Consider the following 26225-nt stretch of genomic DNA (forward strand, 5'->3'; position numbering starts at 1 on the left):
TCTTGATTTGAGAATTCTCAGATCAAGAGGACAGTTATGGCCAATGATCATCGTCAGGCGCTTAACGGCGCCGAAGTGTTTATCCGGGCACTTGAGAATGAAGGCGTAAAATACATTTTCGCCGTGCCCGGCGAAGAGAATCTCGCCTTCCTGGAAGCGTTACGCAATTCCAGTATCCGCCTGGTGCTGAACCGGCATGAACAGGCTGCCGGCTTTATGGCGGCGACCTATGGGCGACTGACTGGCCAGGTGGGAGTTTGCCTGTCCACGCTTGGGCCGGGCGCCACCAACCTGGTGACGGCTGCCGCCTACGCCCAGCTGGGCGGCATGCCCATGATGATGATTTCCGGCCAGAAGCCCATCAAGTCCTCCAAGCAGGGGCTGTTCCAGATTCTGGATGTGGTAGATCTGATGCGGCCGCTTACCAAATACACTCGCCAGATCAGCAACGCCAACACCATTCCCGCCAAGGTTCGTGAAGCTGTTCGCCTTGCCTCGGAAGAGCGCCCCGGAGCTGTGCACTTGGAGTTGCCCGAGGACATTGCCGAGGAGTCCGCCGAAGCGGGCATTCATATTTTTAATCCCAGTGATGCCCGTCGTCCAACGGCCAGTGAGAAGAGCCTGGACATGGCCTGCGACATGCTGCGCAGGGCCCATCATCCACTGATCATGATTGGCGCCGGCGCCAACCGTAAACGGGTGTCCAAAGCCTTGCTGCACCTGGTGGATGTGACGGGCATTCCGTTTTTCACCACTCAGATGGGTAAGGGTGTGATTGATGAGCGTCATCCCCGTTACATGGGCAATGCAGCCCTGTCCGCCGGCGATTTCGTTCACTGCGCCATCGACCGGGCGGATCTGGTGATCAACGTCGGCCACGATGTAGTGGAGAAGCCGCCGTTCTTTATGACTCCGGGCGGTAAAAAAGTCATCCATGTGAATTTCAGCGGAGCCGATGTCGACCCGGTGTATTTTCCGCAGCATGAGGTGGTGGGTGACATTGCAAACAGTGTGGAGTACATGGCCGAGCACTGCGGACAATGTGCCAACCACGATTTCACCGGCCTGATGGCAGTGAAACAGGCGGTCGACAAACATCTTCAGGAGCGGGCCACTGATGACCGTTTTCCGGTGATTCCCCAGCGCATTGTCCACGATGTCCGATCGGTGATGCCGGATGATGGCATCATTGCGCTGGATAACGGCATGTACAAACTCTGGTTTGCCCGTAACTACCCGGCTTACGACAACAACACCGTGCTACTGGACAATTCCCTGGCCTCCATGGGCGCGGGCCTGCCCAGCGGCATGATGGCGGCCATGCTTTATCCGGAGCTGAAGGTTATGTCGATCTGCGGCGATGGCGGCTTCATGATGAACAGCCAGGAGCTGGAGACGGCTGTTCGCCTTGGGCTGAACCTGGTCGTGCTGATCATCAACGACAGCGCGTACGGCATGATCAAATGGAAGCAGGGGCAGGACGGCTACGAAGATTTCGGGCTGGATTACCGCAACCCGGATTTCGTGAAATACGCGGACTCCTACGGTGCCGTTGGCCACAGGGTTAACCGTACCGAAGAATTGCGCCCGACCCTCGAGCGTGCACTGGAGGCTGGGGGTGTTCACCTGGTGGATGTGCCGGTGGACTACAGCGAGAACCGGCGAGTCTTTGATGAAGAGCTGGCGGAGCTCACCTGCCGGCTTTAGCCGGCCTGGGCAGCTCCGCGCAGCATGGCCTGTAACAGTTCATCCGCGTCAAACTTGGTCAGGGCCTCGTTGGCCCCGACCTGATTGGCGTAGCTCAGGCTCATCTCACTGTTCAGTGAGGTATGCAGGATAATGTAGGGTTGCTTGAGGCTGGCGTTATCCCGGATATCGAAAGTAAGCTCGTAGCCATCCAGGCCCGGCATCTCAATGTCACTCACCAGGATGTCGATCGGGTGCCCTAACTCATGCTCCCGGAGAAGAACCTGCAGAGCTTCGTCGCCATTGGCGGTCACGTGATAGCTGATGTCTTTGCTGTCGAGGACGTCAGACAGCTGCTTTCGGGCCACCTGAGAGTCATCCACCAAGAGGATGTTCAGGGATTTGAGTGTCTCGCTCTGTACATCCGTAAGAGCCACGGTCTGGGCGTCGAGCGATTCCGGGTAGACCTTGGCGAGGAGTAGCTCGACATCCAGCAACTGGATAATGTCGCCATCCACATCCAGCAGGCCGGTAATAAAGGCGTTGGCGCCCAGGGCCTTGGGCGGCGGCATCACGCTCTTCCAGTCTGTCTCGATGATCTGCTGAACACTGCGCACCAGAAAGCCGATTTCCTGGCGCTGAATGTCAGTAACAATGATGGACGCTTTCGCCTGCTCTTCGCGGGTGAGGGCCGGGTAGCCCACGGCTGCGGACATATCGATGACCGGCACGGCCGAGCCTCGGAAGGTTGCGGTTCCGATCACGGCGTGATGGCTATGGGGTAGCTTGGTTAGCCGCTGAAACGGGAGAATTTCCCGGATTTTCAGGGTGCCAATGCCAAACAGCCGCGATCCGAACAGGCGGAACAGAAGGAGTTTCTGGGACTGCTTCGCTTTGCTGGACATAAACCGATCCTTGCAAAAAGATGAAAGCTCCTTGCTGAGCTTGCTGTCACGATTGGTGCTCTGAGAAATGAAACAAGGCGCCAGCGATCAAAAGGTTATGTAGCAATAATAGCAGCTTTATGCTCAGCGATTCGTCATCAGCTTTGTATCAAATGGTGACAGGTCTTTTGACAGTTCGCCTACCAGGGCAGGTTCGTAATCACCAACCAGCCGGTGCCAACGCTAGTGGCGATGGCAACCAGAGCCAGCAGCCCGTCCCGGGCGACAATGGACAGCCCGAACGCCATCAGCGCCAGCCCACCGCCATTGGCACTGAAGGGGATAATTTCCATCATCGGCATGGCAGCAGCCACCGCCATGCAAATCAGTGCCATCAGATACTGGCCAGCCCCGGAAACCAACCAGGGTAAGCGCCGCCGGGTCCAGCGATCGACAAATGCCGCCGGTTTGTCTGCCCATTGCAGGCCTTTAAACAGTGTCTGTTTGGAAATATGGCGGTTCGATAAACGGGAGGGAATCCAGACTGAGCGGCGCTGGAACAGCAACTGCCCCAAGGTGAGCAGAACCAGCAAGCCCAGTAAGGTGGGTACGCCGGGAATGTCGCCAATAAGCGGCGCCACCGTTACCAAGCCGGCCAGCAGGACCAGCGGGCCAAAAGAGCGCTCACCCACTGCGGTCATCAGATCCCCGACTGATACCCGATCCTGATTCCGGGTATGGTCCCGTATTCTGGCGACCAGCTCTGTCAGGCTTTCCGGGTCGTTTGGCTGGTTCATGGTTGGCTTCTTTTTCCAGAGTGCTGCGAAGGTGCTGCAGGAATTGAGTCATTCCAGAAACGAAAAAAGCCCCTGAAATCAGGGGCTTTTCTCTTGCAAGGTGGTGGAGACGGCGGGAATTGAACCCGCGTCCGCCAGCACTAGGCCTTGAGGTCTACATGCTTAGTGTCCTTCTATTGATTTAACCTCAAGCGACCCGAAGGTCAGGGTGCAAGAGGCGAGCTCTTTAATCTTAGCCGAACACCAGTGAGCTCTGGTGAACGGAGCAGCCTATAAGCGATGACGTCCTGGGATGTTGCTACTGAGTTATAGGCGCCTCAGCCAGGACGACTGGAACGGCTTACGCCGCCAGTGCGTAGTTTTCGTCGTTTGCGACTATTACGTTGCAGCTTTGGATTTACGAGATTCGCTGCCATCTCGGCATGCACCCAAGGGTTCGTCACCGGCGTCGAAGCCAAGTCGTCCCCTTGTTCCTTCAGTATATGTGTCCGGATTGCCGGACTTCAAGGCTTCTTTGTGTAACGGCGTTACTATTTGTACCTACGCCTGGCGTTGGTGAGCCTAGGAGGCCTGGCGGAAACCGCCGGCGCCGGCTTTCGCGAGTGCAGCCTGATGCAGGTTCTCGAAGCTGTCACGGAAATAATCCATCACCTCGCCCGGGTCGGCTTTGATGCCTTTGTCGACGGTTATGCCGAACTGTACCGTGCCGGCGTAACTGAAAATGCTCATGCCTATACCGATGTTGCCGCTCTGGGGGACCCAGAACATGGGTTGAATCAGTTTGCTGCCCGCCAGGTAAACCGCATGGCGTGGTCCGGGAACGTTGGTCAGAACTGCTGAGGCCTTGTTGCTGAGCAGGTCCAGTGCCCGGCGTTCGAGAATGTCCGGGCCGCGGCCAAACAGGTCCAGCAGGCTATAGGTTACCTGGGCCTGATATGACCGTTTGAGCCGGTTCATGTTTTCCTGAACCTGGCGGAAACACATGATCGGATCCGTTACCTCAACAGGCAGGCACACCAGCACCAGGCCAAACTGATTGCCGAGGGTTTCGATGGGCTGGTCCAGTGGCCTCAGGTTGAAAGGAACGGCAACCCGAATGCCGCAGTCCGGAATGCTCTGGCCGTGCTCCGTAAAATGCCGGGTCAGCGCACCGGTCGCGGCGCAAAGCAATACGTCGTTGACGGTTCCCCCCAGTGTCCGCGCGCACTGTTTCACGGTTTCCAGTTCAAGGGGCTCGGCCCAGGCCACTTGTTTGCGGCCCAGCAGTGGGCTTTTCAGGCTGGTTTTCGGCTCGAAGGGGGCAAGTCCCAGTTTGGCCAGGTCCAGAACAATACCGCCGGCGGTGGTGGCCAGCTTCAGTGGGTAGTCAGGCTCTTTGCGAATGGAATCCACGAACAGGTTGGCCTGTCCCCAGGCCGCCTGGGTGCTGTCTACAATCCGGTGCAGGAACCGGCTGGCGGCGGTGCCGTTGGGTTTTGCGGGTAGCTTTGGGTGTGCAACGCGCTCGAGCTTGGGTTCAGGAGTGCGATCGGTCAGCGAAAGCAGTACCCGCACTAGTGAAATGCCATCGGCAATACAGTGGTGAATCCTGATTAACAGGGCGCAGCCGTTCTCATAGTTGTCGATGTAGTGTATCTGCCACAGGGGGCGGCGGAAATCGAGGGCGGTGCTGTTAAAGTCGCTGGCCAGGGCTTGAAGTTCCCTCTTACCGGCTTTTCCCGGCAGGGCGATGGTGTGCAGGTGATTGTCCAGGTCGAACAGGGGATCGTCTTCCCAGTAGACTTTGTCACCTTTATCAATAATGCGTTGGCGAAAGCGCCGGAATTTCAGGAAGCGTTCTTCCAGGGTGCGCTTGAGTCGCTTGAGCGGAATGGGGTGTTCAAAGACCAGTACCGCGGAAATCATCATGGGATTTTCCGGGGTATCCATGCGTAACCAGGAGCGATCGACGGAGGTCATGGCCGTCCGTTTTGCTGACATAAGCCCTCCCTAGGCTCTGTGCCGGAGTCCGGGCCGCCTGGTACTGCCATCGGGGCCAACTGACGAAAGGCCTAAAAGTATAGGAGGCTTTTTGAAATCAGCAAAGAGGGTGCATATGCGACACAGTTTGGGTGTCAGGTGTTGGCCTCGCGCATGATGCGCTGTTTCTGGCGGTTCCAGTCACGCTCTTTCTCGGTAGCGCGTTTGTCGAACAGCTTCTTGCCTTTCACCAGGGCGATCTCGCATTTCACCTTGTTCTTTTTCCAGTAAAGGGCGAGGGGAATGCAGGTGTAACCCGCCTGATTCACCTGGCCGACAATCTTTGCGATTTCCTTGGCGTGCAGTAGCAGTTTGCGAGTGCGGGTCGGGTCTGCAATCACATGGGTAGAGGCCGTATTCAGAGGCGTGATGTGGGAGCCCAGCAGCCAGGCTTCGCCATCCTTCAGCAGTACATAGGCATCAACCAGTTGTGCCTTACCGGCACGCAACGACTTCACTTCCCAGCCAAGCAGGGCCAGGCCAGCCTCGAAGCGCTCCTCAATATGGTACTCGTGCTTCGCCTTCTTGTTCAGGGCGATGGTGTTGCTGGTTGGGGCGTTTGCTTTCTTCTTGCTCATGATTCCTGTCCGGGATCGGAAGAATGACGGTGCTGGTCTTGTCGGTACGCCAGCGAAGCGCGCATTGTAGCGCAGGAGTGCAAGAAGGGTCACGGATTCGCCGACTGGCTCGGGTTTAGTGTCGTTCCTGCAGGCTTGCTTCGGCTACAATGATGCGCTCGTCACTGCCTGGGGAAGTAATGCTGCGCAAGTACCAGACGTCAATAGGGTCGTTTACCCGAAAATCCACCTTTTTCTGGGCTTCTGTGGGTGCCACGGTCGGCCTGGCCAATTTATGGCAGTTTCCCTATCTGGCCAGTATCCACGGTGGTGGCTTGTTTATCTTGCTGTACCTGGCCTGCCTGCTGATTGTTACCTTGCCGCTGATGGTGACGGAGGCTGTGATTGGCCGTCATGCCCGGCATGGTATTGTGCTGGCCATGGACGGTATGGTGAAAAACGCTGGCTGCTCACCGTTCTGGCGACTGGCGGGGCCGCTTAGCATTCTTGCGGCGTTCGTGGTGCTCTCCTTTACCGCTGTTTTTGGCGGTATTGTTCTGGCTTACATCTTTTTCGGTGCAACTGACCGTTTCGAGGGTGCTTCGGCGGCCTCAGCAACTGCTGTTCTGTCGGAGCTGGTGTCGGACCCGGGCCACTATCGGCAGTTTATGGCCTGGCATGTTTTCTTCATGGCTCTCGTGGTTGCGGTTTCTGCCCGCGGGGTGGTCAAGGGCCTGGAGCGATCGATGCGCATGATCGTACCCTGCACCCTGCTGTTGATGTTGGTGCTGTTCGGGCTGGCAGCAATGCGGGGGAGCTTGCAGTCCGGGATAGATCACGTTCTGGTGATGCGGCCGGAGCAGGTAACAGCGGCCAGTATCAAGGCAGCGTTCTTCCATGCTTTTTATACCTTGGGTCTCGGAATGGGGGTGTGGGCCATATTTGGCGCCTATTCCACCAGCCATACCCGCCTGAAACGCTCAATACTGGCTGTGGTGTTGATGGACACCCTGTTCGCCATCATGGCCGGATTGATGATGTTTTCAGTTGCAGCGGACGGTAGCAGCCTTGAGGGTGAACGGGGTTTCAGCCTGCTTTTTGTTTCCCTGCCGGTCGCGCTATCAGGCTTACCCTACAGTCAGGTGGTGATCGCGTCGGTTTTCCTGCTGGTGGTGCTGATTGTCTGGGCGACGGGTTTGTCTCTGCTCGAACCGGTGGTGGGATGGTTCCGGGAGTGGACCGGGGCGCCTCGGGGCTGGTCTGCGGTCATTGTCGGGCTTGCAGTCTGGTTCGCCGGGCTGGCTTCCCTGTTCTCCTTCAATCTGTGGGCCGATTACCGCATAGGCGGTGCCACTGTATTTCGATGGCTGGAACTGGTCGCCGGTGGCATTGTGATACCGGCGGTGGCTATTCTCATTGCCACATTTGCCGGCTGGTGTATCACCCGGCGCTTCGCGGCAACCATTCTGGGCAATGCGCCGGTTGTGTTCCGGAGAATCTGGTTCTGGGTCATGCGCCTGGTGCTTCCTGTTGTGGCGGCCTGGATCGGGTTGCAGTACACGCTTTTTTCACTCGGCAATCTGTGTGACAACGGCAGTGCGGCTATCTGGTGTCAGGAGGCGCCGGCGTCTACCGAGGCGCAGGATGGGGCCCCTGAAGACAGCCAGGTTCAGGAAGATGTACCTCCGCAAACCCCTGAAGAGGCCGTGCTGCCAGCGGAGAACGGACAACCTGAACCTGACGAAAACACCCCCAAAGAGGGCGATATCCTTTATCATAGTGTCTGACTGGCCCGGCAGGGCTGGAACGAAGTCTGAAACGCAGGAAATCCGGTTTACATGGCACATCAGATCGACAAGACCGCATTGGTTATGCACTCGGCGGAGCGTATGTTCCACCTGGTCAATGACGTTGCCCGTTACCCTGAGTTCTTACCCTGGTGTGCCGGGGCAGAGGTCCACGAACAGAATGACGCTGAAATCATGGCTTCACTGGATATTTCCAAAGGGGGCGTTCGCCACCGGCTGACCACACGAAACCAGTTGCTGATGCCAGAGACCATTGAAATGAAGCTCGTGGACGGCCCGCTCAGAAATCTTACGGGGCGCTGGCACTTTCGAACTCTGGACGATAACGCCTGCAAAGTAATCCTGACCCTGGAGTTCGAATTTTCAGGCTCGCTTTCACGAATGACTTTTGGCCCGGTATTTAATCAGGCGGCCAATACCATGGTGGATGCTTTCTGTCGTCGCGCAGATGAGGTTTATCGCGGAGGGATCGTGTGATGGAAGTGGAAGTGGCCTATGCCCGCCCGGACAAGCAGCAGATTGTGCCCGTGGTGGTGCCTCCGGGCACTACAGCCCTTGAAGCCGTGAAGCTCTCCAGGATTACCGAGATCTTTCCGGAGATTGATCCGGACGCTATCGATATGGGGGTGTTTGGCAAAGTGGTGAAGAACCCGGCCGAGCATGTTCTGAGAGAAGGCGACCGGGTGGAACTATACCGCCCACTCAAGATTGATCCCAAGCAGGCTCGCCTGAACCGGGCTAAAAAGAAAGCGTAAGCGCTAGTAGGCTGGTGTTTCTTCCAGGAGCTGGGCTTCGTAGTGGCTCAGCTGATCATTCTCGTAGTAAACGATGATGCGCTGTTCTTCGATCTCGTTGCCCCGGCGCTGAAAGGTGTAAACATAGTATTCCCGGGACGGGTCGACGGGGTTCAGCATCAACGGGCTTCCCAGCAGCGCGTGAACCTGACTTCTGGGCATGCCCTCGGACAGTTCCGTCAGCTCCTCATCGGTGACAATGTTGCCCTGCTGGACATTGATTTTGTAAACGCCCGGAAAAACACAGCCGGACAAGGATAAAATGCTAATAAGAACGATAGCGGGGAGCTTTTGCATCGCCGGGGGAAATCCTCTATCTTGAATTCGCCTGCGTTGAGCAGGTGTGAAACGGGTCATCCGTCGTACTGCGGCTTCATCATACCGGAAGCCGTGAGGCACACCAAAGAGCGAATGGTAACATGTCATCTGAAAACGCCGAATTACGAAAAGTCGGTCTGAAGGTTACTCTGCCAAGGGTCAAGATCTTCAATATTCTTGAGAATGCCGAAGAACATCACCTGAGTGCTGAAGACGTTTATAAAAAGCTGCTGGACCAGGGCGATGACGTGGGCCTGGCGACCGTCTATCGGGTGCTGACTCAGTTCGAAGCTGCTGGCCTGGTGTTGCGTCATAACTTCGAAGGTGGTCACGCCGTTTTCGAGATGGCCGGCGATGATCATCACGACCACATGGTCTGCACCCAGACCGGTGAGGTTGTTGAGTTTGTGGATGAGATCATCGAGGAGCGCCAGCAGAAGATTGCGGCAGAGCACGGCTATGAAATTGTTGATCACAGCCTGATCCTCTACGTAAAACCACTGAAGTCCGATAAGAAGTAAAAAAAGGGCCAGCGACAAGGCTGGCCCAGAAGCTCTCCGAAACGAGAGGGGGATTAGTGATGGGTTGCCTGGCCCTTTACAAACATCTCCCGGGCATGGGCTATGGTCTGTTCTGTCATGTCCACTCCGCCAAGCATTCTTGCGACTTCGCTGATCCGACCCTGATCATCCAGCGGCTCTATGCGTGAATAGGTCGCGTCTTTCTCCGTAAACTTGCTGACGAACAAATGCTGGTGGCATTGGGCCGCGACCTGCGGCAGATGCGTGACGCACAGTACCTGGCCGTTCTCGCCCAGTGATCTCAGCAGGCGGCCGACGACCTCAGCGGTACCGCCACCGATGCCAACATCCACTTCGTCGAACACCAAAGTTGGTGTGGTGGAGGTTTGTGCCACAACCACCTGAATGGCCAGGCTTATGCGGGAAAGTTCACCGCCGGAAGCCACCTTGGCCAACGATCGGGCGGGTTGGCCCGGGTTGGCACTCACCAGGAATTCCACCTCTTCCATGCCGTGAGGCGCGGGCTCGTCATCACTGTTCCGGCTCAGGTGGCTGACAAACTGCACCGATGGCATGCCCAATTGTGCCAACTCCCGGGCGATTCGCTGGTCGAGCTCCATGGCGGCATTATGGCGTGTTTCTGTCAGCTTGGTGGCCAGGGCGTCGAACCTTGCCCGCTGGTTTTCCAGCTCGGCCTGAAGCTGTTCCAGGCTGCCTTCGCCGCCATCCAGTTCGGCCAGCTCCTGGCTCAGGCGTTGATGCAATTCCGGTAACTCCTCCGGGGTGATCCGGTGTTTGCGCGCCATCTGATAAATGGCGCTGAGCCGTTCTTCCACTTCGTTCAGTCGGACCGGGTCGGCTTCGTAGTCGTCTACGAAGCGGCGCAGGTTGTCGCCGGCTTCTGAAATCTGAATCTGTGCTTCGTTCAGCATCTGGATGGTGTCGGTCAGTGCCGGCACATCAACCGGCAGTTGCTCCAGTTGGTGCAGTGCCTGGCGCACCAGATCTGCGGCTGAAACCTCATCTTCAGTGCATAGTAGGGCGGCCTGGTGGCTGCTGTGAAGTACGGCGTCGGCCTGGCTGAGCTGTGCCTGTTCGGCTTCCAGGGTTGTCTGTTCGTCCTCGCCCAGCGCCAACCTGTCCAGCTCTTCCACCTGATAGCGCAGCAGCTGTAAACGGGCCTCGGCCTCATCAGCATTGTGCTGGCGTTGCTGTAGTTTCTGACGCGTCTGGTGCCAGGCTTTCCATGCAGATCGGGTTTCGTCGGCCAGGCTTTCCGCGCCGGCGAACTCGTCCAGCAGCTTTCGGTGGGTTTCCTTACGCAGCAGGGATTGATGCTGGTGCTGACTGTGGATATCCATCAGCAGGCCGCCCAGTTCTTTCAATTGTGACAGCGGGCAGGGCTGGCCATTAATGAATGCCTTGGAGCGGCCGTCCTTGCTGATGGTCCGGCGCAGGATGCAATCGTCCTTGTCGTCCAGCTCATGGCTGTCCAGCCAGAACCGGGCTTCGGGGATGCGGGATATATCGAAGCTGGCGGTAATGTCGGCACGCTTGGCGCCATGGCGAACAGCGCCGGCATCGGCCCGGCCTCCCATGGCCAGGCCAAGGGCATCAAGCACAATCGACTTGCCGGCGCCGGTTTCCCCAGTCAGGGCTGTCATACCGCGGTTGAACTGGAGTTCAACCCTTTCTGCAATGGCGTAGTTCGATACCGTGAGTTGTGTGAGCATGCCGCAACCTCCGCTCGTTCTTGAGCAAGTAATAACTCTGGCCACTGTTCGTTTATACAGTTGCTGTGAATATATACAGGGTTTTTCCGGTTTGCAAACAGGAAATGATGAAAACATCAAAGATTGCGTGGGTGACGGTTGAAACCCGGGAAGCGGGCCCCATATCGGTTCGCAAAGCGATTCTTTCCTGCTTTCTGCACAAGCGGGAGTGGTTATTTCTGCAGGCCTCCGTGGCCGTGAAAACGTTATCAGGAGTTGTCATGAGTGCTGACGAAAAGCGCAACGAACAGGTAGAAGAACGCAACGAGGCAGCAGAAGCTGCGGCGAAAGAGCAGGCTGCAGGTAACCAGGATGCCGAGCAGTCACCGGAGCAGGGCTCCGAGCTGGATGTGCTGCAGCAGAAACTGCAGGAGTACCAGGAGCAGGCCTTGCGGGCACAGGCGGAGATGCAGAATGTCCGTCGCCGGGCCGAGATTGATGTGGAAAAAGCTCACAAGTTTGCGCTCGAGAAGTTTGTGAAAGAGCTGTTGCCTGTGGCCGACAGTCTGGAGAAGGCGGTCGAAAGCACCGAGGGTCACGAAAACGCAGGCGAGCTGGTTGGGTCCATTCGCGAAGGTGTGGAAATGACCCTGACGCTGTTCATGAACAGCCTGAAGAAATTCAACGTTGAACAACTCAACCCGGTGGGTGAGCCGTTCGATCCGCAGCAGCACGAAGCCATGTCCATGGTGCCGGCGCCGGATGCCGAGCCTAACAGCGTGGTTGCGGTTGTGCAGAAAGGTTATCTGCTTAATGGCCGGGTGGTTCGTCCGGCCATGGTCGTAGTGGCCAAGGCAGAAGATGCGCCAAAAATCGACGAGCAGGCTTGAAAAGTCGAGCAGAGCGCCAATATAGCGATTAAACAGCAAAGGCCGGGGTAGGCATTCTCCGGAACAGCATTCAGAAAGATTTGGAGTGATTCGATGAGCAAAATTATTGGTATCGACTTAGGAACCACCAACTCTTGTGTAGCCGTCATGGATGGCGACAAAGTAAAGGTAATCGAAAACGCCGAGGGTGATCGCACCACCCCGTCCATCATTGCCTACACCGACGACAACGAAACGCTGGTAGGCCAGTCCGCCAAGCGCCAGGCCGTAACCAACCCGGCCAATACCCTGTACGCCATCAAGCGCCTGATCGGCCGTCGCTTTGAAGACGACGTGGTCCAGAAAGACATCAAAATGGTGCCGTACAAGATTGTCAAGGCCGACAACGGTGATGCCTGGGTAGAAGTGAAAGGCAAGAAGATGGCCCCGCCGCAGGTTTCTGCCGAAGTCCTCAAGAAGATGAAGAAGACGGCTGAAGACTATCTGGGCGAGAAAGTGACCGAAGCGGTTATCACCGTGCCGGCTTACTTCAACGACTCCCAGCGCCAGGCCACCAAGGATGCCGGCAAGATCGCCGGTCTGGAAGTGAAGCGGATCATCAACGAGCCGACCGCGGCTGCCCTGGCCTATGGTCTGGACAAGAAGGGCGGTGACCGCACAGTTGCTGTATACGATCTGGGTGGTGGTACCTTCGACCTGTCCATCATCGAAATTGCGGACGTAGACGGCGAGCACCAGTTCGAAGTACTGGCCACTAATGGTGACACTTTCCTGGGCGGTGAAGACTTCGACCTGAAAGTGATTGAATATCTGGCCGACCAGTTCAAGAAAGACAGCGGCATCGATCTTCGCGGCGACTCTCTGGCCATGCAGCGTCTGAAAGAGGCGGCCGAGAAGGCCAAGATCGAGCTCTCCAGCAGCCAGCAGACCGACGTAAACCTGCCGTACATCACTGCAGATGCGTCTGGTCCCAAGCACATGAACGTGAAGCTGACCCGTGCCAAGCTGGAGTCGCTGGTGGAAGACCTGGTTCAGCGCAGTCTGGAGCCCTGTAAGGTGGCTCTTCAGGATGCGGGCATGAAGGCTAGTGAAATCGACGAGGTTATTCTGGTCGGTGGTCAGACCCGTATGCCGCTGGTGCAAGAGAAAGTAAAAGAGTTCTTCGGCAAAGAGCCGCGTAAAGACGTGAACCCGGACGAGGCCGTAGCCATGGGTGCTGCGATTCAGGGCGCGGTACTGTCTGGCGACGTGAAAGACGTGCTGCTGCTGGACGTAACCCCGCTGACCCTGGGTATCGAAACCATGGGTGGCGTGGCCACTCCGCTGATCGAGAAGAACACCACGATTCCGACCAAGAAATCGCAGATCTTCTCTACAGCGGATGACAACCAGACTGCAGTGACCATTCACGTGGTTCAGGGTGAGCGTAAGCAGGCGGCACAGAACAAGTCTCTGGGTCGTTTCGATCTGACCGACATTCCGCCGGCACCGCGCGGCGTGCCGCAGATCGAAGTAACCTTCGATATTGATGCCAACGGTATCCTGAACGTGTCTGCCAAAGACAAGGCGACCGGTAAAGAGCAGTCCATCGTGATCAAGGCCTCTTCTGGCTTGAGCGATGAGGAAATCGAGAAGATGGTGCGCGACGCCGAGGCCAACGCCGAGGAAGACCGCAAGTTCGAAGAGCTTGTCCAGGCCCGTAACCAGGGTGATGCCATGGTACACGCCGTGCGCAAGACCCTGAGTGAGGCCGGCGACAAGGTCTCCGACAGCGAGAAGGAGTCCATCGAGGCCGCCATCAAGGATCTGGAAGAGGCCCTCGAGGGTTCTGACAAGGAAGCGATCGAAGCCAAGACTCAGAAGCTGACCGAAGTGTCCTCTGAGCTGGCCCAGAAGATGTACGCGGATCAGGCCGACCAGGCTCAGCAGGCCGGTGGCCAGGAAGAAGGTCAGGCAAAGAGTGCTGACGACGCCGTCGATGCCGAGTTCGAGGAAGTCAAAGACGACGACAAGAAGTAATTCCGAAGTACATCAAGTAGTTGGGGAAACGCGGGCCGGGCTCGCGTTTTCCTCGTTATAAAAACAGGGTTTTGAAGCATGGCCAAGCGCGATTATTACGAAGTACTCGGGATCTCCCGGGATGCGGACGAAAAGGAAATTAAGCGGGCGTATCGAAAGCTCGCCATGAAGTACCACCCGGACCGTAACCCGGATGACAAGGATGCCGAGACCAAATTCAAAGAGGCCAGCGAAGCCTACGAAATCCTGGCGGACTCCAGTAAGCGCGCCGCCTACGACCAGTTTGGTCATGCCGGCGTAGACGGTCAGGCCGGCGGCGGCTTTGGCGGTGGTGGCGCCAGCTTCTCTGACATCTTTGGTGATGTGTTCGGCGATATTTTTGGTGGCGGAGGCCGTGGCCGCACCACCCGCGGTGCAGATCTGCGCTACACCCTGGAGCTGGATCTGGAAGAGGCCGTTAAAGGCAAAACCGTCAAGATCAACATCCCTGGCCATAAAGAATGTGAAGCCTGTGATGGTAGTGGCGCCGAAAAAGGCTCCCGCCCGGAAACTTGCGGCACCTGTCAGGGCATGGGGCAGGTACGGATGCAGCAAGGCTTCTTCACCGTACAGCAAGCCTGTCCTACCTGTCGCGGCTCCGGCCAGATCATCAAGAACCCGTGTAAGAGCTGTCATGGCCAGGGTCGGGTGCGCCAGGAGAAAACCCTCTCCGTCAAGGTGCCGCCAGGTGTTGATACTGGCGACCGTATTCGCCTGTCCGGCGAAGGTGAGATGGGTGTAGACGGAGGGCCTCCTGGAGACCTTTACGTACAGGTCGCCGTTCGTGAGCATTCCATTTTCACCCGTGACGGTCGCAATCTTTACTGCGAAGTGCCCATCAGCATCGTCGACGCCACCCTGGGTGGCGAGCTGGAAGTGCCAACGCTGGATGGTCGGGTAAAGCTCAAGATTCCGCCTGAGACCCAGACTGGCAAACTGTTCCGTCTGCGTAACAAAGGCGTCAGCCCGGTCCGCGGTGGCCCGGCTGGTGATTTGTTGTGCCGGGTGATTGTGGAAACGCCGGTGAATCTCACCAAGCGCCAGAAGGAGCTGCTGGAAGAATTCCAGCAAACCCTGGATGGTAACAACGGAACTCATCATGCCCCCAAGAAAACCTCATGGTTTGAGGGTGTGAAAAACTTCTTCGACGAAATGAAATTCTGAGGGTAGAGCAGATGAGGGTAGCGATCATCGGCGCCGCCGGGCGCATGGGTAAAGTGCTGATCGAAGCGGTCGACGGTACCGAAGGCCTTGAGCTCGGCGCTGCCATCGTCGAGCCGGGCAGCAGTCTGATTGGCGCCGACGCCGGTGAAATGACCGGCATCGGCAAAACCGGCGTAAAAATGGCCGCCAGCCTGGACGACGTCAAAGACGACTTCGACGTACTGGTGGACTTCACCTTCCCGGACCTGACCCTGGAAAACGCGAAGTTTTGCAGCGCCAACGGCAAAATGCTGGTGATCGGCACCACCGGCATGACCGACGCCGAAAAAGAGCAACTGGCCCTGGCGGCTGAAAATGCTCCAGTCGTCTTTGCGCCCAACATGAGCGTGGGCGTCAACGTCGTCCTCAACCTGCTGCGCACCGCCGCCGCAACCCTGGGTGATGACTACGACGTGGAAATCATCGAAGCCCACCACCGCCACAAAAAAGACGCTCCCTCAGGTACTGCCCTGCGCATGGGCGAAGTGGTGGCTGATGCCCTCGGCCGCGACCTGAAAGAGTGTGCGGTCTATGGCCGCGAAGGCTTCACCGGCGAACGCACCCGCAAGGAAATCGGCTTCGAAACCATCCGTGCCGGCGATGTGGTGGGCGATCACACGGTACTGTTTGCAACGGAGGGTGAGCGCATCGAAATTACCCACAAGGCGAGCAGTCGGATGACTTTCGCAAAAGGTGCCATGCGGGCGGCGTTGTGGCTTGAGGGTAAGGCGGCTGGTCTTTATGACATGCAGGACGTTTTGAGCCTGAAAAACTGAGATTGAATAGCATGCTCAGAGGCTGCGGGAGCAGGGCACCTTCCCGAAAATGTCGGAGGCCATGGATGGCCGGAGAGAAGCGCACATGGAAGTGCTCGTAGCGGTTTTCGGGAAGGTGCCCTGCTCCCGTGGCCGGAGTTTGCGTCAGGCCGGGAGCAATTCGGCGTGGACAAAAACCGCCAAAATCGCTTACAATAAGGCGATTTGACTGCACCAAGCGTACCTTTGAAAAGTTTATAAAAGCGGGACCGGGTTTTTACCTTGTCTCGCTTTTTTGCAACCTGAGATTATGCGCTTGCGTTCCTGTTCGTGACGAACTTACGCCACTCGATGAGGATACAAGCCTTGAGCACACCAGCAATCCTTGCACTCGCAGACGGAAGCCTCTTCTACGGCACCGCCATCGGCGCAGACGGAGAAACCAGCGGCGAGGTAGTATTCAACACTGCCATGACCGGCTACCAGGAAATCCTGACCGACCCGTCCTACTCCCGCCAGATCGTTACCCTGACGTATCCGCACATCGGCAACACCGGTGTGAACGACGAAGACGTAGAATCCGACCGCATCCAGGCCGCTGGCCTGATCATTCGTGACCTGCCGCTGATCGCCAGCAGCTGGCGCAACCAGCAGAGCCTGGATGACTACCTGCGAAGCAACAACATTGTTGGCATTGCGGACATCGACACCCGCCGCCTGACCCGTATCCTGCGCGACAAAGGTTCCCAGAACGGCGCCATCGTCGCCGGCGAGAATGCCACCGCCGAGCGTGCACTGGAACTGGCCAAGGCCTTCCCGGGCCTGAAGGGTATGGACCTGGCCAAGGAAGTGACCAGCGAGAAAACCTATCAGTGGAGCCAGACCGAGTGGGACATCACCGGTGGCTACGGTGAACAGTCTGCTCCGAAGTTCAAGGTTGTTGCCTGGGATTACGGCGTAAAATACAACATTCTGCGGATGCTCGCGGCCCGCGGTTGCGAGATCACCGTCGTGCCTGCGCAAACCCCGGCCTCTGATGTACTGGCGATGAACCCCGATGGCATCTTCCTGTCCAACGGCCCGGGCGACCCCGAGCCCTGCGACTATGCTATCAAGGCCATTCAGGAAGTGCTGGAAACCGAGATTCCGGTATTCGGCATCTGCCTGGGCCACCAGCTACTGGCCCTGGCCAGTGGTGCAAAAACCATGAAAATGGGCCACGGCCACCACGGTGCCAACCATCCGGTGCAGGACATTGCCAAAGGCACTGTAATGATTACCAGTCAGAACCACGGCTTTGCTGTGGATGAAACAACCCTGCCCGCCAATGTGGAAGCGACTCACAAATCGCTGTTTGACGGCACTCTGCAGGGCATTCGCCGCACCGATAAGCCGGCCTACAGCTTCCAGGGTCACCCGGAAGCCAGTCCGGGGCCCCATGATGTGGCTCCGCTGTTTGACGAGTTTATCCAGCTGATGGAAGCGCGATCTGCCTGAGGGCAAGGCCATCAACGATAGCTCACCGGCGCTGAATACCGCGCTGCAAGAATTCAAAAGTTGCTGACAGGTTTACCAAGACATGCCAAAACGTACCGACATTAAAAGCATCCTGATCCTGGGCGCCGGCCCCATCGTGATCGGGCAGGCGTGCGAATTCGACTACTCCGGAGCCCAGGCCTGTAAGGCGCTGCGCGAAGAGGGCTACCGGGTTATCCTGGTGAACTCCAACCCGGCCACCATCATGACTGACCCGGCCATGGCCGATGCCACCTACATTGAGCCGATCACCTGGAAGACGGTCGAAAAGATCATCGAAAAGGAACAGCCGGACGCCCTGCTGCCCACCATGGGTGGCCAGACCGCACTGAACTGTGCGCTGGACCTGGAAAAGCACGGCGTGCTGGAGAAGCATGGCGTTGAAATGATCGGCGCCAACGCCGACACTATCGACAAAGCCGAAGACCGTGACCGCTTCGACAAGGCCATGAAGAAAATCGGTCTGGAGTGCCCGCGTGCGGCCATCGCTCATTCCATGGACGAAGCCTGGAAGATCTCCGAAGACATCGGCTTCCCGTGCATCATCCGTCCATCGTTCACCATGGGTGGTTCCGGCGGCGGTATCGCCTACAACAAGGACGAGTTCGAGGAAATCTGTACTCGTGGCCTGGACCTGTCGCCGACCAACGAGCTGTTGATCGACGAATCCCTGATCGGCTGGAAAGAGTACGAGATGGAAGTTGTTCGCGACAAGAACGACAACTGCATCATCGTCTGCGCCATCGAGAACTTCGACGCCATGGGCGTGCACACCGGTGATTCCATTACGGTGGCCCCGGCCCAGACCCTCACCGACAAGGAATACCAGATCATGCGGAACGCCTCCCTGGCGGTGCTGCGTGAGATTGGTGTGGAAACCGGCGGTTCCAACGTGCAGTTCGGCATTAATCCGGACACCGGCCGCATGGTGGTGATCGAGATGAACCCCCGGGTGTCGCGTTCATCCGCACTGGCGTCCAAGGCCACCGGCTTCCCGATCGCCAAGGTGGCGGCCAAGCTGGCGGTGGGTTACACCCTGGATGAACTGCAGAATGAAATCACCGGCGGCGTCACCCCGGCCTCGTTCGAGCCGTCCATTGATTACGTGGTTACCAAGATTCCCCGGTTTACCTTCGAAAAATTCCCCCAGGCCGACGCCCGCCTGACCACTCAGATGAAATCTGTCGGTGAGGTTATGGCCATTGGTCGGACCTTCCAGGAATCGGTGCAAAAGGCATTGCGTGGCCTGGAAGTGGGTTCCGAAGGCTTCGATGAAAAGCTGGAAGATCTGGACTCCGAGAACAGCCGCGAAACCCTGACCCGGGAGCTGAACGTGCCTGGTGCCGAGCGTATCTGGTACATCGGCGATGCGTTCCGCGCCGGCATGACCGTGGACGAAGTGTTCCGCCACACCAAGGTAGACCCTTGGTACCTGGTGCAGATCGAGGACATCGTGCGCGAAGAACAGGCCCTCAAGTCGGCCGGTAAGGCCGATATCGACAAGGCCACCCTGTTCCGCCTCAAGCGCAAGGGCTTCTCCGATGCCCGCCTGGCCAAACTGCTGGGCATTTCCGAAGTCAGCCTGCGCAAGCTGCGCCACGACCTGGGCATCCGCCCGGTGTACAAGCGCGTGGATACCTGTGCGGCTGAATTTGCCTCCGACACTGCCTATATGTACTCCACTTACGAGGAAGAGTGCGAGGCGGAGCCATCAGACCGTGAGAAAATTGTGGTCATCGGCGGTGGCCCCAACAGGATCGGTCAGGGCATCGAATTCGACTACTGCTGTGTGCACGCGGCTCTGGCCATGCGTGAGGATGGCTACGAGACCATCATGATCAACTGCAACCCGGAGACCGTGTCGACTGATTACGACACCTCCGACCGGTTGTATTTTGAGCCGATCACCCTGGAAGACGTGCTGGAAATCATCAACGTCGAGAAGCCCAAGGGCGTAATCGTCCAGTACGGCGGTCAGACTCCGCTGAAGCTTGCGCGTGGCCTGGAAGCCGCCGGTGTGCCCATTATCGGCACCAGTCCGGACGCCATTGACCGCGCCGAAGACCGCGAGCGCTTCCAGCAGATGATCCAGCGCCTGGGTCTGAAGCAGCCGGAAAACGCCACTGTGCGCAGCCACGAGGAAGGCATCGTGGCTGCCCGCGAGATTGGCTACCCGCTGGTGGTGCGCCCGTCGTACGTGCTGGGTGGCCGGGCCATGGAGATCGTCTATGACGAAACCGAACTGGTGCGCTACATGCGTAACGCGGTGCTGGTCTCCAATGACAGTCCGGTTCTGCTTGATCACTTCCTGAATGCTGCCATCGAGGTCGATATTGATGCGATCAGTGACGGCACTGATGTTGTGATCGGCGGTATCATGCAGCACATTGAGCAGGCTGGTGTTCACTCTGGTGATTCCGCCTGCTCCCTGCCGCCCTACAGCCTGAGCAAGCAGGTGCAGGACGAGATGCGCGAGGCCGTGAAGAAAATGGCCATCGAGCTGGATGTTATCGGCCTGATGAACGTGCAGCTGGCCTATCAGGATGGTGAGATCTACGTGATCGAAGTGAACCCGCGTGCCTCACGGACCGTGCCGTTTGTGTCCAAGGCTATCGGGGTGTCTCTGGCCGCGGTTGCGGCCCGGGTGATGTCCGGCAAGAGCCTGAAAGAACTGAACTTTACTCAGGAAATCGTGCCGACCTACTACGCCGTTAAAGAGTCCGTGTTCCCGTTCAACAAGTTCCCGGCCGTGGACCCGATCCTCGGGCCGGAAATGAAATCCACCGGTGAGGTGATGGGCCTGGGCGACAGCTTTGATGAAGCCTTTGCCAAGGCCGCTCTGGCCGTGGGCGAGCGCTTGCCGGCCCAGGGCGTGGCCTTCATGTCGGTGCGCGATGTCGACAAGCCGGGTGCGGCCAGTGTCGCCCGCGACCTGGTGGATGCTGGCTTCAGGATTATTGCCACCACCGGCACCGCCAAAGCGCTGGAGGCCGAAGGCATTGCCGTTGAAAGGGTGAACAAGGTTCGCGAGGGTCGCCCGCACATTGTGGATGCCATCAAGAATGGTCAGGTTCAGCTGATTATCAATACCACGGAAGGTCGCAAGGCGATTTCTGACTCGGCGCAGATTCGCCAGTCTGCCTTGCAGACCAAAGTAACCTACACAACCACACTGGCGGGTGGCGAAGCTTTCTGCCGGGCCATCAAATTTGGCCCGGAGCGCACCGTTCGTCGCCTCCAGGAACTACACGCAGGAAAGTAAGGCTATGGCTGACAGAGTACCGATGACCAAGACGGGCGAAGCCCGTCTGCGTGAGGAGCTGAAAAAGCTGAAGTCCGAGGATCGGCCGCGGGTGATTGCGGCCATTGCCGATGCCCGTGAGCACGGTGATCTGAAGGAAAATGCTGAGTACCATGCGGCCCGGGAGCAGCAGAGCTTTATCGAAGGTCGCATCCAGGAAATCGAAGGCAAGCTTTCCGTGGCCCAGGTGATTGATGTGACCACCATGGAGAACACCGGCAAGGTGATCTTTGGTACCACCGTGCATCTGGTCAACATGGAAACCGACGAAGAGGTTACCTACCAGATCGTGGGTGAAGATGAGGCGGACATCAAGGCTGGCAAGCTGTCGGTGTCCTCGCCGATCGCCCGCGCACTGATTGGTAAGAACGAAGGTGATGTGGTGGCTATCCGTATCCCCTCCGGTACCGTGGAGTACGAGATTTCCGAAGTGGAATATATCTGACTCGGTTGTGCTGATCGGGCGTAAAGAAAAAGCCGGCTCTGGGGAACCAGGCCGGCTTTTTCGCGTCTCAGCTTACGCTTATTTGTTGCGCAGCAGATTCGACAGCTTGGGGTTCGGTTTCTTCGCACGACGCAGAATGACGGCGATTTTACCGATCGTCTGGACCAGTTCGGCGCCGGAGCTTTCGCACAGAGCCTGAATGGCTTCCTGGCGGACTTCGCGATCCTGGCTGGCGACTTTGATCTTGATCAGCTCATGGTCGTTCAGGGCACGGTCCAGTTCGTCCTGCAGCCCTTCAGACAGGCCTTTGTCGCCAACGATGATGACGGGCTTCAGGTTGTGGGCAATAGCCCGGTATTCCCGGCGCTGTTCCGGTGACAGACTCATGATGTAATCTCTTAATAGGTGCAATTAACAAAAGGTCAGCGGTGAATCCGCTGGCAACCACGTATAATTCAGCGATTGTAACAGATAGCGACTCATGACAAATGGCCGTATTCACTTACAGAGGGTGTTGTAATTCCGGTCATGGCGTCCCATATAGGTAGTATCGCGATCGGTTCCGGATGGGCCGTTTCTGGTTTACCGGCGTACAATTGGTGTAAGGTGTCGGAAAAGGGTTGGCGGCCTTCAGGCGCTGATCCTGCAATTCACAGGTGATGATCCTTGAACGATATGGCAAAAAATCTGGTTCTCTGGCTAATCATAGCCGCCGTGCTGCTGATGGTGTTTCAGAATTTCTCTCCCACCACCACTGGCCAACAAGTTAACTATTCCCAGTTTGTCGAGATGGTCCAGCAGGGCCAGGTACGGCAGGTGACCATTGATGGTCTGCAGGTGCAGGGTGTCCGCAACGACGGCTCCCAGTTCCAGAGCATCCGGCCGCAGGTGTCTGACAACAAGCTGATGGATGACCTGCTCGCCAACAACGTCGAAGTGATCGGCAAGGAGCCCGAGCGCCAGAGCCTGTGGACGCAGCTGCTGGTAGCCGCGTTCCCGATTCTGATCATCATCGCATTGTTCGTGTTCTTCATGCGCCAGATGCAGGGCGGCGGTGGCGGCAAAGGCCCCATGTCGTTCGGCAAGAGCAAAGCGCGCCTGATGAGTGAAGACCAGATCAAAACCACATTTTCCGATGTCGCGGGTGTCGACGAAGCCAAGGAAGACGTGAAAGAGCTGGTGGATTTCCTTCGGGATCCCAGCAAGTTCCAGCGTCTTGGTGGTCGCATCCCGAAGGGCGTATTGATGGTGGGCCCTCCCGGTACCGGTAAAACCCTGCTTGCCAAGGCCATCGCGGGCGAGGCCAAGGTGCCGTTCTTCTCTATCTCCGGCTCCGACTTTGTAGAAATGTTTGTGGGCGTGGGTGCCTCCCGTGTTCGCGACATGTTCGAGCAGGCGAAAAAACAGAGCCCCTGCATTATTTTCATCGATGAGATCGATGCGGTTGGCCGTCACCGCGGTGCTGGTATGGGCGGTGGTCACGACGAACGTGAGCAGACCCTCAACCAGTTGCTGGTGGAAATGGACGGCTTCGAAGGCAATGAAGGCGTTATCGTTATTGCCGCCACCAACCGTCCGGACGTGCTGGACCCGGCGCTGTTGCGCCCTGGCCGGTTTGATCGCCAGGTGGTGGTGAGCCTGCCAGACATCATTGGCCGTGAGCAGATTCTGAAAGTGCACATGAAAAAAGTGCCGCTGGCCGACGGTATTGATCCTGCGGTGATTGCGCGGGGCACGCCGGGCTTCTCCGGTGCCGATCTTGCCAACCTGGTCAACGAAGCTGCGCTGTTTGCGGCCCGTCGTAATCAGCGCCTGGTCTCCATGGAAGAGTTGGAGCTGGCCAAGGACAAGATCATGATGGGCGCCGAGCGCAAGTCCATGGTGATGAGCGAAAAGGAAAAGCGGAATACGGCTTACCACGAGTCGGGGCACGCGATTGTGGGCCGTCTGATGCCTGAGCATGACCCGGTCTATAAAGTGAGTATTATTCCTCGTGGCCGCGCCCTGGGCGTGACCATGTTCCTCCCGGAAGAGGACAAGTACAGCCACTCCAAGCGCTATCTGACCAGCTCGATCTGTAGTCTGTTTGGTGGCCGTATCGCCGAAGAGCTGACCCTGGGCTTTGATGGTGTCACCACTGGTGCGTCCAACGACATCGAGCGGGCGACAAGCCTGGCCCGGAATATGGTGACCCGCTGGGGGCTGTCCGAGAAACTCGGTCCTCTCCAGTATGACACAGACAGTGAGGAACCCTTCCTTGGTCGTTCTGCGGGGCAGGCGCACACGGTGTACTCGCCAGAGACTGCCCAGCGGATTGATGAGGAAGTTCGCAATATCATTGATGAGTGCTACGAGAAGGCCAAGCAGATCCTGATTGATAACCGGGACAAGCTGGACATGATGGCCGAAGCGCTGATGAAGTACGAAACCATTGATCGTTATCAGATTGATGACATCATGGCTGGCAAGGAGCCTCGTCCGCCCAAAAACTGGGGTGACAGTGGTCCCGCCGGAGGCGTTAAGGCTGAAGAGCCTGAGCAGGCGCCGGAGCCCAGAAGCTCCGACGATGGCCGGCAGCCCGGCGTAGGGCGTCCTGCCGGCGAGCACTGACTCGCCGTCAAAGCCTGAGTAACTGAATGCGCCGCCCGGGCCCCCGGGCGGCGTTTGTTTTTGTCTCTCCGAAAACTCTGCCTGTGGAAGCTGCGTTATGAAAATGAACTTTGCCGGTCGCGAACTGGATCTGTCTCGTTGCCACTTGATGGGTATTCTGAATGTCACCCCCGATTCGTTTTCCGATGGCGGACGCTTTAATTCCAGGGAGTCTGCGCTTGTGCGGGCCAGGCAGATGGTCAGTGACGGCGCTTCTTTTATTGATGTTGGAGGTGAGTCGACTCGCCCCGGCGCAAGCGAAGTCTCGACCCAGGAAGAGCTTGACCGCGTATGCCCGGTGGTCGAAGCCATTGCCAAAGAGCTGGATGCCGTGATTTCGGTGGATACCAGCAATCCTGTGGTGATGGCTGAAACTGCCCGGCTTGGTGCGGGACTGATCAACGATGTTCGTGCCCTGCAGCGCGAGGGTGCGCCGGAAGTGGCTGCAAAAGCAGGTATTCCAGTGTGCATCATGCATATTCAGGGTGAGCCGGATACCATGCAGGACGATCCCCGCTACCGGAATGTGCGGCGGGACGTCAGCTCTTTTCTGACGGAGCGTATGCGGGTGGCGGAGCAGGCCGGTGTTCGTGCCGATAACATTATTCTTGATCCCGGCTTTGGCTTCGGCAAGAGCGTGGAGCACAACTATCAGCTGCTCGCTACCCTTGAGCAGTTGCATATTCTCGGACACCCGTTACTTGTCGGGGTCTCGCGAAAGTCCATGCTGGGAGCGGTCACGGGTCGCGATGTGAATGAAAGGTTGCCGGCCAGCCTCGCTGCCGCGACAATATTGGCCATGAAAGGGGCGAGCATCCTCAGGGTGCACGACGTTAGGGAAACTGTGGACGCCGTCAGGATCGTGACGGCAGTGAAGGAGGCAATCTGATGACCCAGCGCAAATACTTTGGTACCGATGGCATTCGTGGCCGGGTCGGAGACAGTCCGATTACGCCGGAGTTCATGCTGCATCTGGGTTGGGCTGCGGGGCAGGCATTCAAGCGTGCGGGCCAGCGCAACAGCGTACTGATCGGCAAGGATACCCGGTTGTCCGGCTATATGTTCGAATCGGCGCTGGAGGCTGGCCTGGCCGCGGCGGGTGTTGATGTGAAGTTGCTGGGGCCGATGCCGACACCGGCGATTGCCTACCTCACGCGAACTTTCCGGGCATCTGCCGGAATTGTCATCAGTGCCTCCCACAACCCTCATCATGATAATGGCATCAAATTCTTTTCTTCTGCCGGTACCAAACTGGACGACGCCCTGGAAGCCGAGATTGAGCGCTGGCTGGACCAGCCTATCGAAGTGTGTGAGCCGGAAGAGCTGGGCAAGGCGAGCCGGGTAGACGATGCGCCCGGTCGCTATGTGGAGTTCTGCAAAAGTACTGTGCCAAACGAGTTTACTCTCGACGGCATGCACCTGGTGCTTGACTGTGCTCACGGTGCTACCTACCACGTGGCGCCCAAAGTGTTCCGTGAGCTGGGGGCGAAAGTGACGGTGATTGGCGCCGAGCCAGATGGCTTGAACATCAACCTGAATGTTGGCTCTACCCATCTGGGCGCGCTGAAACAGGCGGTTGCCGAGAAAAAGGCTGATCTTGGTATTGCCTTCGACGGTGACGGCGACCGGGTGTTGATGGTGGATCGTGATGGTTCCGAAGTGGATGGCGACGAACTGTTGTATATCCTGGCTTCCCAGCGCCAGGCAGAAGGACGGCTGCACGGTGGTGTGGTTGGTACGTTAATGACCAACCTGGGTGTTGAGTTGGCTCTGCGCGAAATCGGCGTCGAGTTCGAGCGGGCCAAGGTTGGCGATCGTTATGTGATGGAGCGCCTGTTGGCCAATAACTGGCTGATTGGAGGCGAGGGTTCCGGGCATATGGTGATCCGGGATTGCACCACCACGGGTGACGGTATTGTCTCTGCGTTGCAGGTACTGCTGGCAGTGCGGAAGTCCGGCAAGACTATGGGAGAACTGCGGGCCGGTATGAGCAAGCTGCCGCAGAAAATGATCAACGTACGCGTTGCCGAACGGTTTGATCCGTTGGGTAGGGCGGATATTGTTGAGGCCATGGCGCGGGCAGAGGCTTCGTTGGGTGATGCCGGGCGCATTCTGCTGCGGGCATCCGGCACCGAGCCGCTGATCAGAGTGATGGCCGAGGGTCAGAGCGCGGACGATATTACCCGGGTGGTGGAAGAGCTTGCCCTCGTGGTGGAGCGTTCAACACCCTGATTTCGAAGGGTGGTTGTGTACCGCGGGTGACTGCTGTATAGTTCCGCCTCCCTTTTGCTC

Annotated in this window: 22 protein-coding genes and 1 other RNA gene; 15 read left to right on the plus strand and 8 right to left on the minus strand. The window is 57.7% G+C overall.

Annotated features, from left to right (window positions below; genetic code table 11):
* Nucleotides 1-36: 36 nt before the first annotated feature.
* Nucleotides 37-1707 carry an acetolactate synthase large subunit gene (locus Q674_RS36645; protein WP_023009666.1) on the plus strand — a complete coding sequence of 557 codons (1671 nt, stop codon included), beginning with the start codon at nt 37-39 and terminating at the stop codon, nt 1705-1707.
* On the opposite strand, the gene Q674_RS36650 is transcribed toward Q674_RS36645, so the two are convergent.
* From Q674_RS36650 to smpB, 5 genes are all read right to left on the minus strand, one after another.
* Nucleotides 1704-2591: a chemotaxis protein gene (locus Q674_RS36650; protein WP_023009667.1), complete on the minus strand. Its 888-nt coding sequence runs from the start codon at nt 2589-2591 to the stop codon at nt 1704-1706. The two genes, Q674_RS36645 and Q674_RS36650, sit on opposite strands and share 4 nt — an antisense overlap.
* A gap of 179 nt (nt 2592-2770) precedes the next feature.
* Nucleotides 2771-3367, minus strand: a complete 597-nt coding sequence (locus Q674_RS36655) for an exopolysaccharide biosynthesis protein (RefSeq protein WP_023009668.1) — start codon at nt 3365-3367, stop codon at nt 2771-2773.
* Nucleotides 3368-3468: 101 nt separating this feature from the next.
* Nucleotides 3469-3834: a transfer-messenger RNA gene (gene ssrA, locus Q674_RS40975) on the minus strand.
* A 94-nt stretch (nt 3835-3928) separates the two neighbouring features.
* Nucleotides 3929-5347 carry a WS/DGAT/MGAT family O-acyltransferase gene (locus Q674_RS36660; RefSeq protein WP_031210350.1) on the minus strand — a complete coding sequence of 473 codons (1419 nt, stop codon included), beginning with the start codon at nt 5345-5347 and terminating at the stop codon, nt 3929-3931.
* Nucleotides 5348-5481: 134 nt separating this feature from the next.
* A complete protein-coding gene (smpB, locus tag Q674_RS36665; RefSeq protein WP_011786782.1) occupies nt 5482-5964 on the minus strand; it encodes an SsrA-binding protein SmpB in 483 nt (160 codons plus the stop codon).
* Between the two features lie 179 nt (nt 5965-6143).
* Here smpB and Q674_RS36670 point away from each other — a divergent pair, with 179 nt between their 5' ends.
* The 3 genes from Q674_RS36670 to Q674_RS36680 are packed head-to-tail and all read left to right on the plus strand — an operon-like array spanning nt 6144 to nt 8506.
* A complete protein-coding gene (locus tag Q674_RS36670; protein WP_011786781.1) occupies nt 6144-7730 on the plus strand; it encodes a sodium-dependent transporter in 1587 nt (528 codons plus the stop codon).
* 51 nt (nt 7731-7781) lie between these two features.
* Complete coding sequence (locus Q674_RS36675) at nt 7782-8228, plus strand: type II toxin-antitoxin system RatA family toxin (RefSeq protein WP_023009669.1); 447 nt, start codon at nt 7782-7784, stop codon at nt 8226-8228.
* Nucleotides 8228-8506: an RnfH family protein gene (locus tag Q674_RS36680; protein ID WP_011786779.1), complete on the plus strand. Its 279-nt coding sequence runs from the start codon at nt 8228-8230 to the stop codon at nt 8504-8506. Before Q674_RS36675 ends, Q674_RS36680 begins: the two co-directional genes overlap by 1 nt.
* 3 nt (nt 8507-8509) lie before the next feature.
* On the opposite strand, the gene Q674_RS36685 is transcribed toward Q674_RS36680, so the two are convergent.
* Complete coding sequence (locus Q674_RS36685) at nt 8510-8842, minus strand: outer membrane protein assembly factor BamE (protein ID WP_022991272.1); 333 nt, start codon at nt 8840-8842, stop codon at nt 8510-8512.
* A gap of 122 nt (nt 8843-8964) precedes the next feature.
* On the opposite strand from Q674_RS36685, the gene fur reads away from it, so the two are divergent.
* Nucleotides 8965-9384 carry a ferric iron uptake transcriptional regulator gene (fur, locus tag Q674_RS36690; protein WP_011786777.1) on the plus strand — a complete coding sequence of 140 codons (420 nt, stop codon included), beginning with the start codon at nt 8965-8967 and terminating at the stop codon, nt 9382-9384.
* A gap of 53 nt (nt 9385-9437) precedes the next feature.
* Here fur and recN read toward each other — a convergent pair whose 3' ends face one another.
* The gene (gene recN / locus Q674_RS36695; protein WP_023009670.1) at nt 9438-11117 is read right to left on the minus strand and encodes a DNA repair protein RecN; all 1680 of its coding nucleotides are present in this window, start codon (nt 11115-11117) and stop codon (nt 9438-9440) included.
* Nucleotides 11118-11377: 260 nt separating this feature from the next.
* Here recN and grpE point away from each other — a divergent pair, with 260 nt between their 5' ends.
* The 7 genes from grpE (at nt 11378) to greA (ending at nt 21284) form a co-directional block, all read left to right on the plus strand.
* Nucleotides 11378-11986 (plus strand): nucleotide exchange factor GrpE, encoded by a 609-nt coding sequence (grpE, locus tag Q674_RS0120915; RefSeq protein WP_031210352.1) that lies wholly within the window; start codon nt 11378-11380, stop codon nt 11984-11986.
* A 93-nt stretch (nt 11987-12079) separates the two neighbouring features.
* Nucleotides 12080-14005 carry a molecular chaperone DnaK gene (gene dnaK, locus Q674_RS36700; RefSeq protein WP_023009672.1) on the plus strand — a complete coding sequence of 642 codons (1926 nt, stop codon included), beginning with the start codon at nt 12080-12082 and terminating at the stop codon, nt 14003-14005.
* 78 nt (nt 14006-14083) lie between these two features.
* Complete coding sequence (gene dnaJ, locus Q674_RS36705) at nt 14084-15208, plus strand: molecular chaperone DnaJ (RefSeq protein ID WP_011786773.1); 1125 nt, start codon at nt 14084-14086, stop codon at nt 15206-15208.
* Between the two features lie 11 nt (nt 15209-15219).
* Nucleotides 15220-16023 carry a 4-hydroxy-tetrahydrodipicolinate reductase gene (gene dapB / locus Q674_RS36710; protein WP_011786772.1) on the plus strand — a complete coding sequence of 268 codons (804 nt, stop codon included), beginning with the start codon at nt 15220-15222 and terminating at the stop codon, nt 16021-16023.
* A 345-nt stretch (nt 16024-16368) separates the two neighbouring features.
* Nucleotides 16369-17499 carry a glutamine-hydrolyzing carbamoyl-phosphate synthase small subunit gene (gene carA / locus Q674_RS36715; protein WP_023009673.1) on the plus strand — a complete coding sequence of 377 codons (1131 nt, stop codon included), beginning with the start codon at nt 16369-16371 and terminating at the stop codon, nt 17497-17499.
* Between the two features lie 82 nt (nt 17500-17581).
* Nucleotides 17582-20800 carry a carbamoyl-phosphate synthase large subunit gene (gene carB / locus Q674_RS36720; protein ID WP_022991278.1) on the plus strand — a complete coding sequence of 1073 codons (3219 nt, stop codon included), beginning with the start codon at nt 17582-17584 and terminating at the stop codon, nt 20798-20800.
* A 4-nt stretch (nt 20801-20804) separates the two neighbouring features.
* Complete coding sequence (greA, locus tag Q674_RS36725) at nt 20805-21284, plus strand: transcription elongation factor GreA (protein ID WP_011786769.1); 480 nt, start codon at nt 20805-20807, stop codon at nt 21282-21284.
* A gap of 78 nt (nt 21285-21362) precedes the next feature.
* Here the strand turns inward: greA and yhbY are convergent, their stop codons facing one another.
* Nucleotides 21363-21671, minus strand: coding sequence for a ribosome assembly RNA-binding protein YhbY (gene yhbY / locus Q674_RS36730; RefSeq protein WP_011786768.1), 309 nt, complete (start codon nt 21669-21671; stop codon nt 21363-21365).
* Between the two features lie 279 nt (nt 21672-21950).
* Between yhbY and ftsH the strand changes: the two genes are divergently transcribed.
* The 3 genes from ftsH to glmM all read left to right on the plus strand — a co-directional run bounded on the left by ftsH (nt 21951) and on the right by glmM (nt 26165).
* Nucleotides 21951-23894, plus strand: a complete 1944-nt coding sequence (gene ftsH / locus Q674_RS36735; RefSeq protein WP_022991281.1) for an ATP-dependent zinc metalloprotease FtsH — start codon at nt 21951-21953, stop codon at nt 23892-23894.
* 97 nt (nt 23895-23991) lie between these two features.
* Nucleotides 23992-24822 (plus strand): dihydropteroate synthase, encoded by an 831-nt coding sequence (folP, locus tag Q674_RS36740; protein ID WP_023009674.1) that lies wholly within the window; start codon nt 23992-23994, stop codon nt 24820-24822.
* Nucleotides 24822-26165 (plus strand): phosphoglucosamine mutase, encoded by a 1344-nt coding sequence (gene glmM / locus Q674_RS36745; RefSeq protein ID WP_014422596.1) that lies wholly within the window; start codon nt 24822-24824, stop codon nt 26163-26165. Before folP ends, glmM begins: the two co-directional genes overlap by 1 nt.
* Nucleotides 26166-26225 lie beyond the last annotated feature (60 nt).

The sequence above is a fragment of the Marinobacter sp. EVN1 genome (assembly GCF_000475375.1).
GTDB lineage: Bacteria > Pseudomonadota > Gammaproteobacteria > Pseudomonadales > Oleiphilaceae > Marinobacter > Marinobacter nauticus.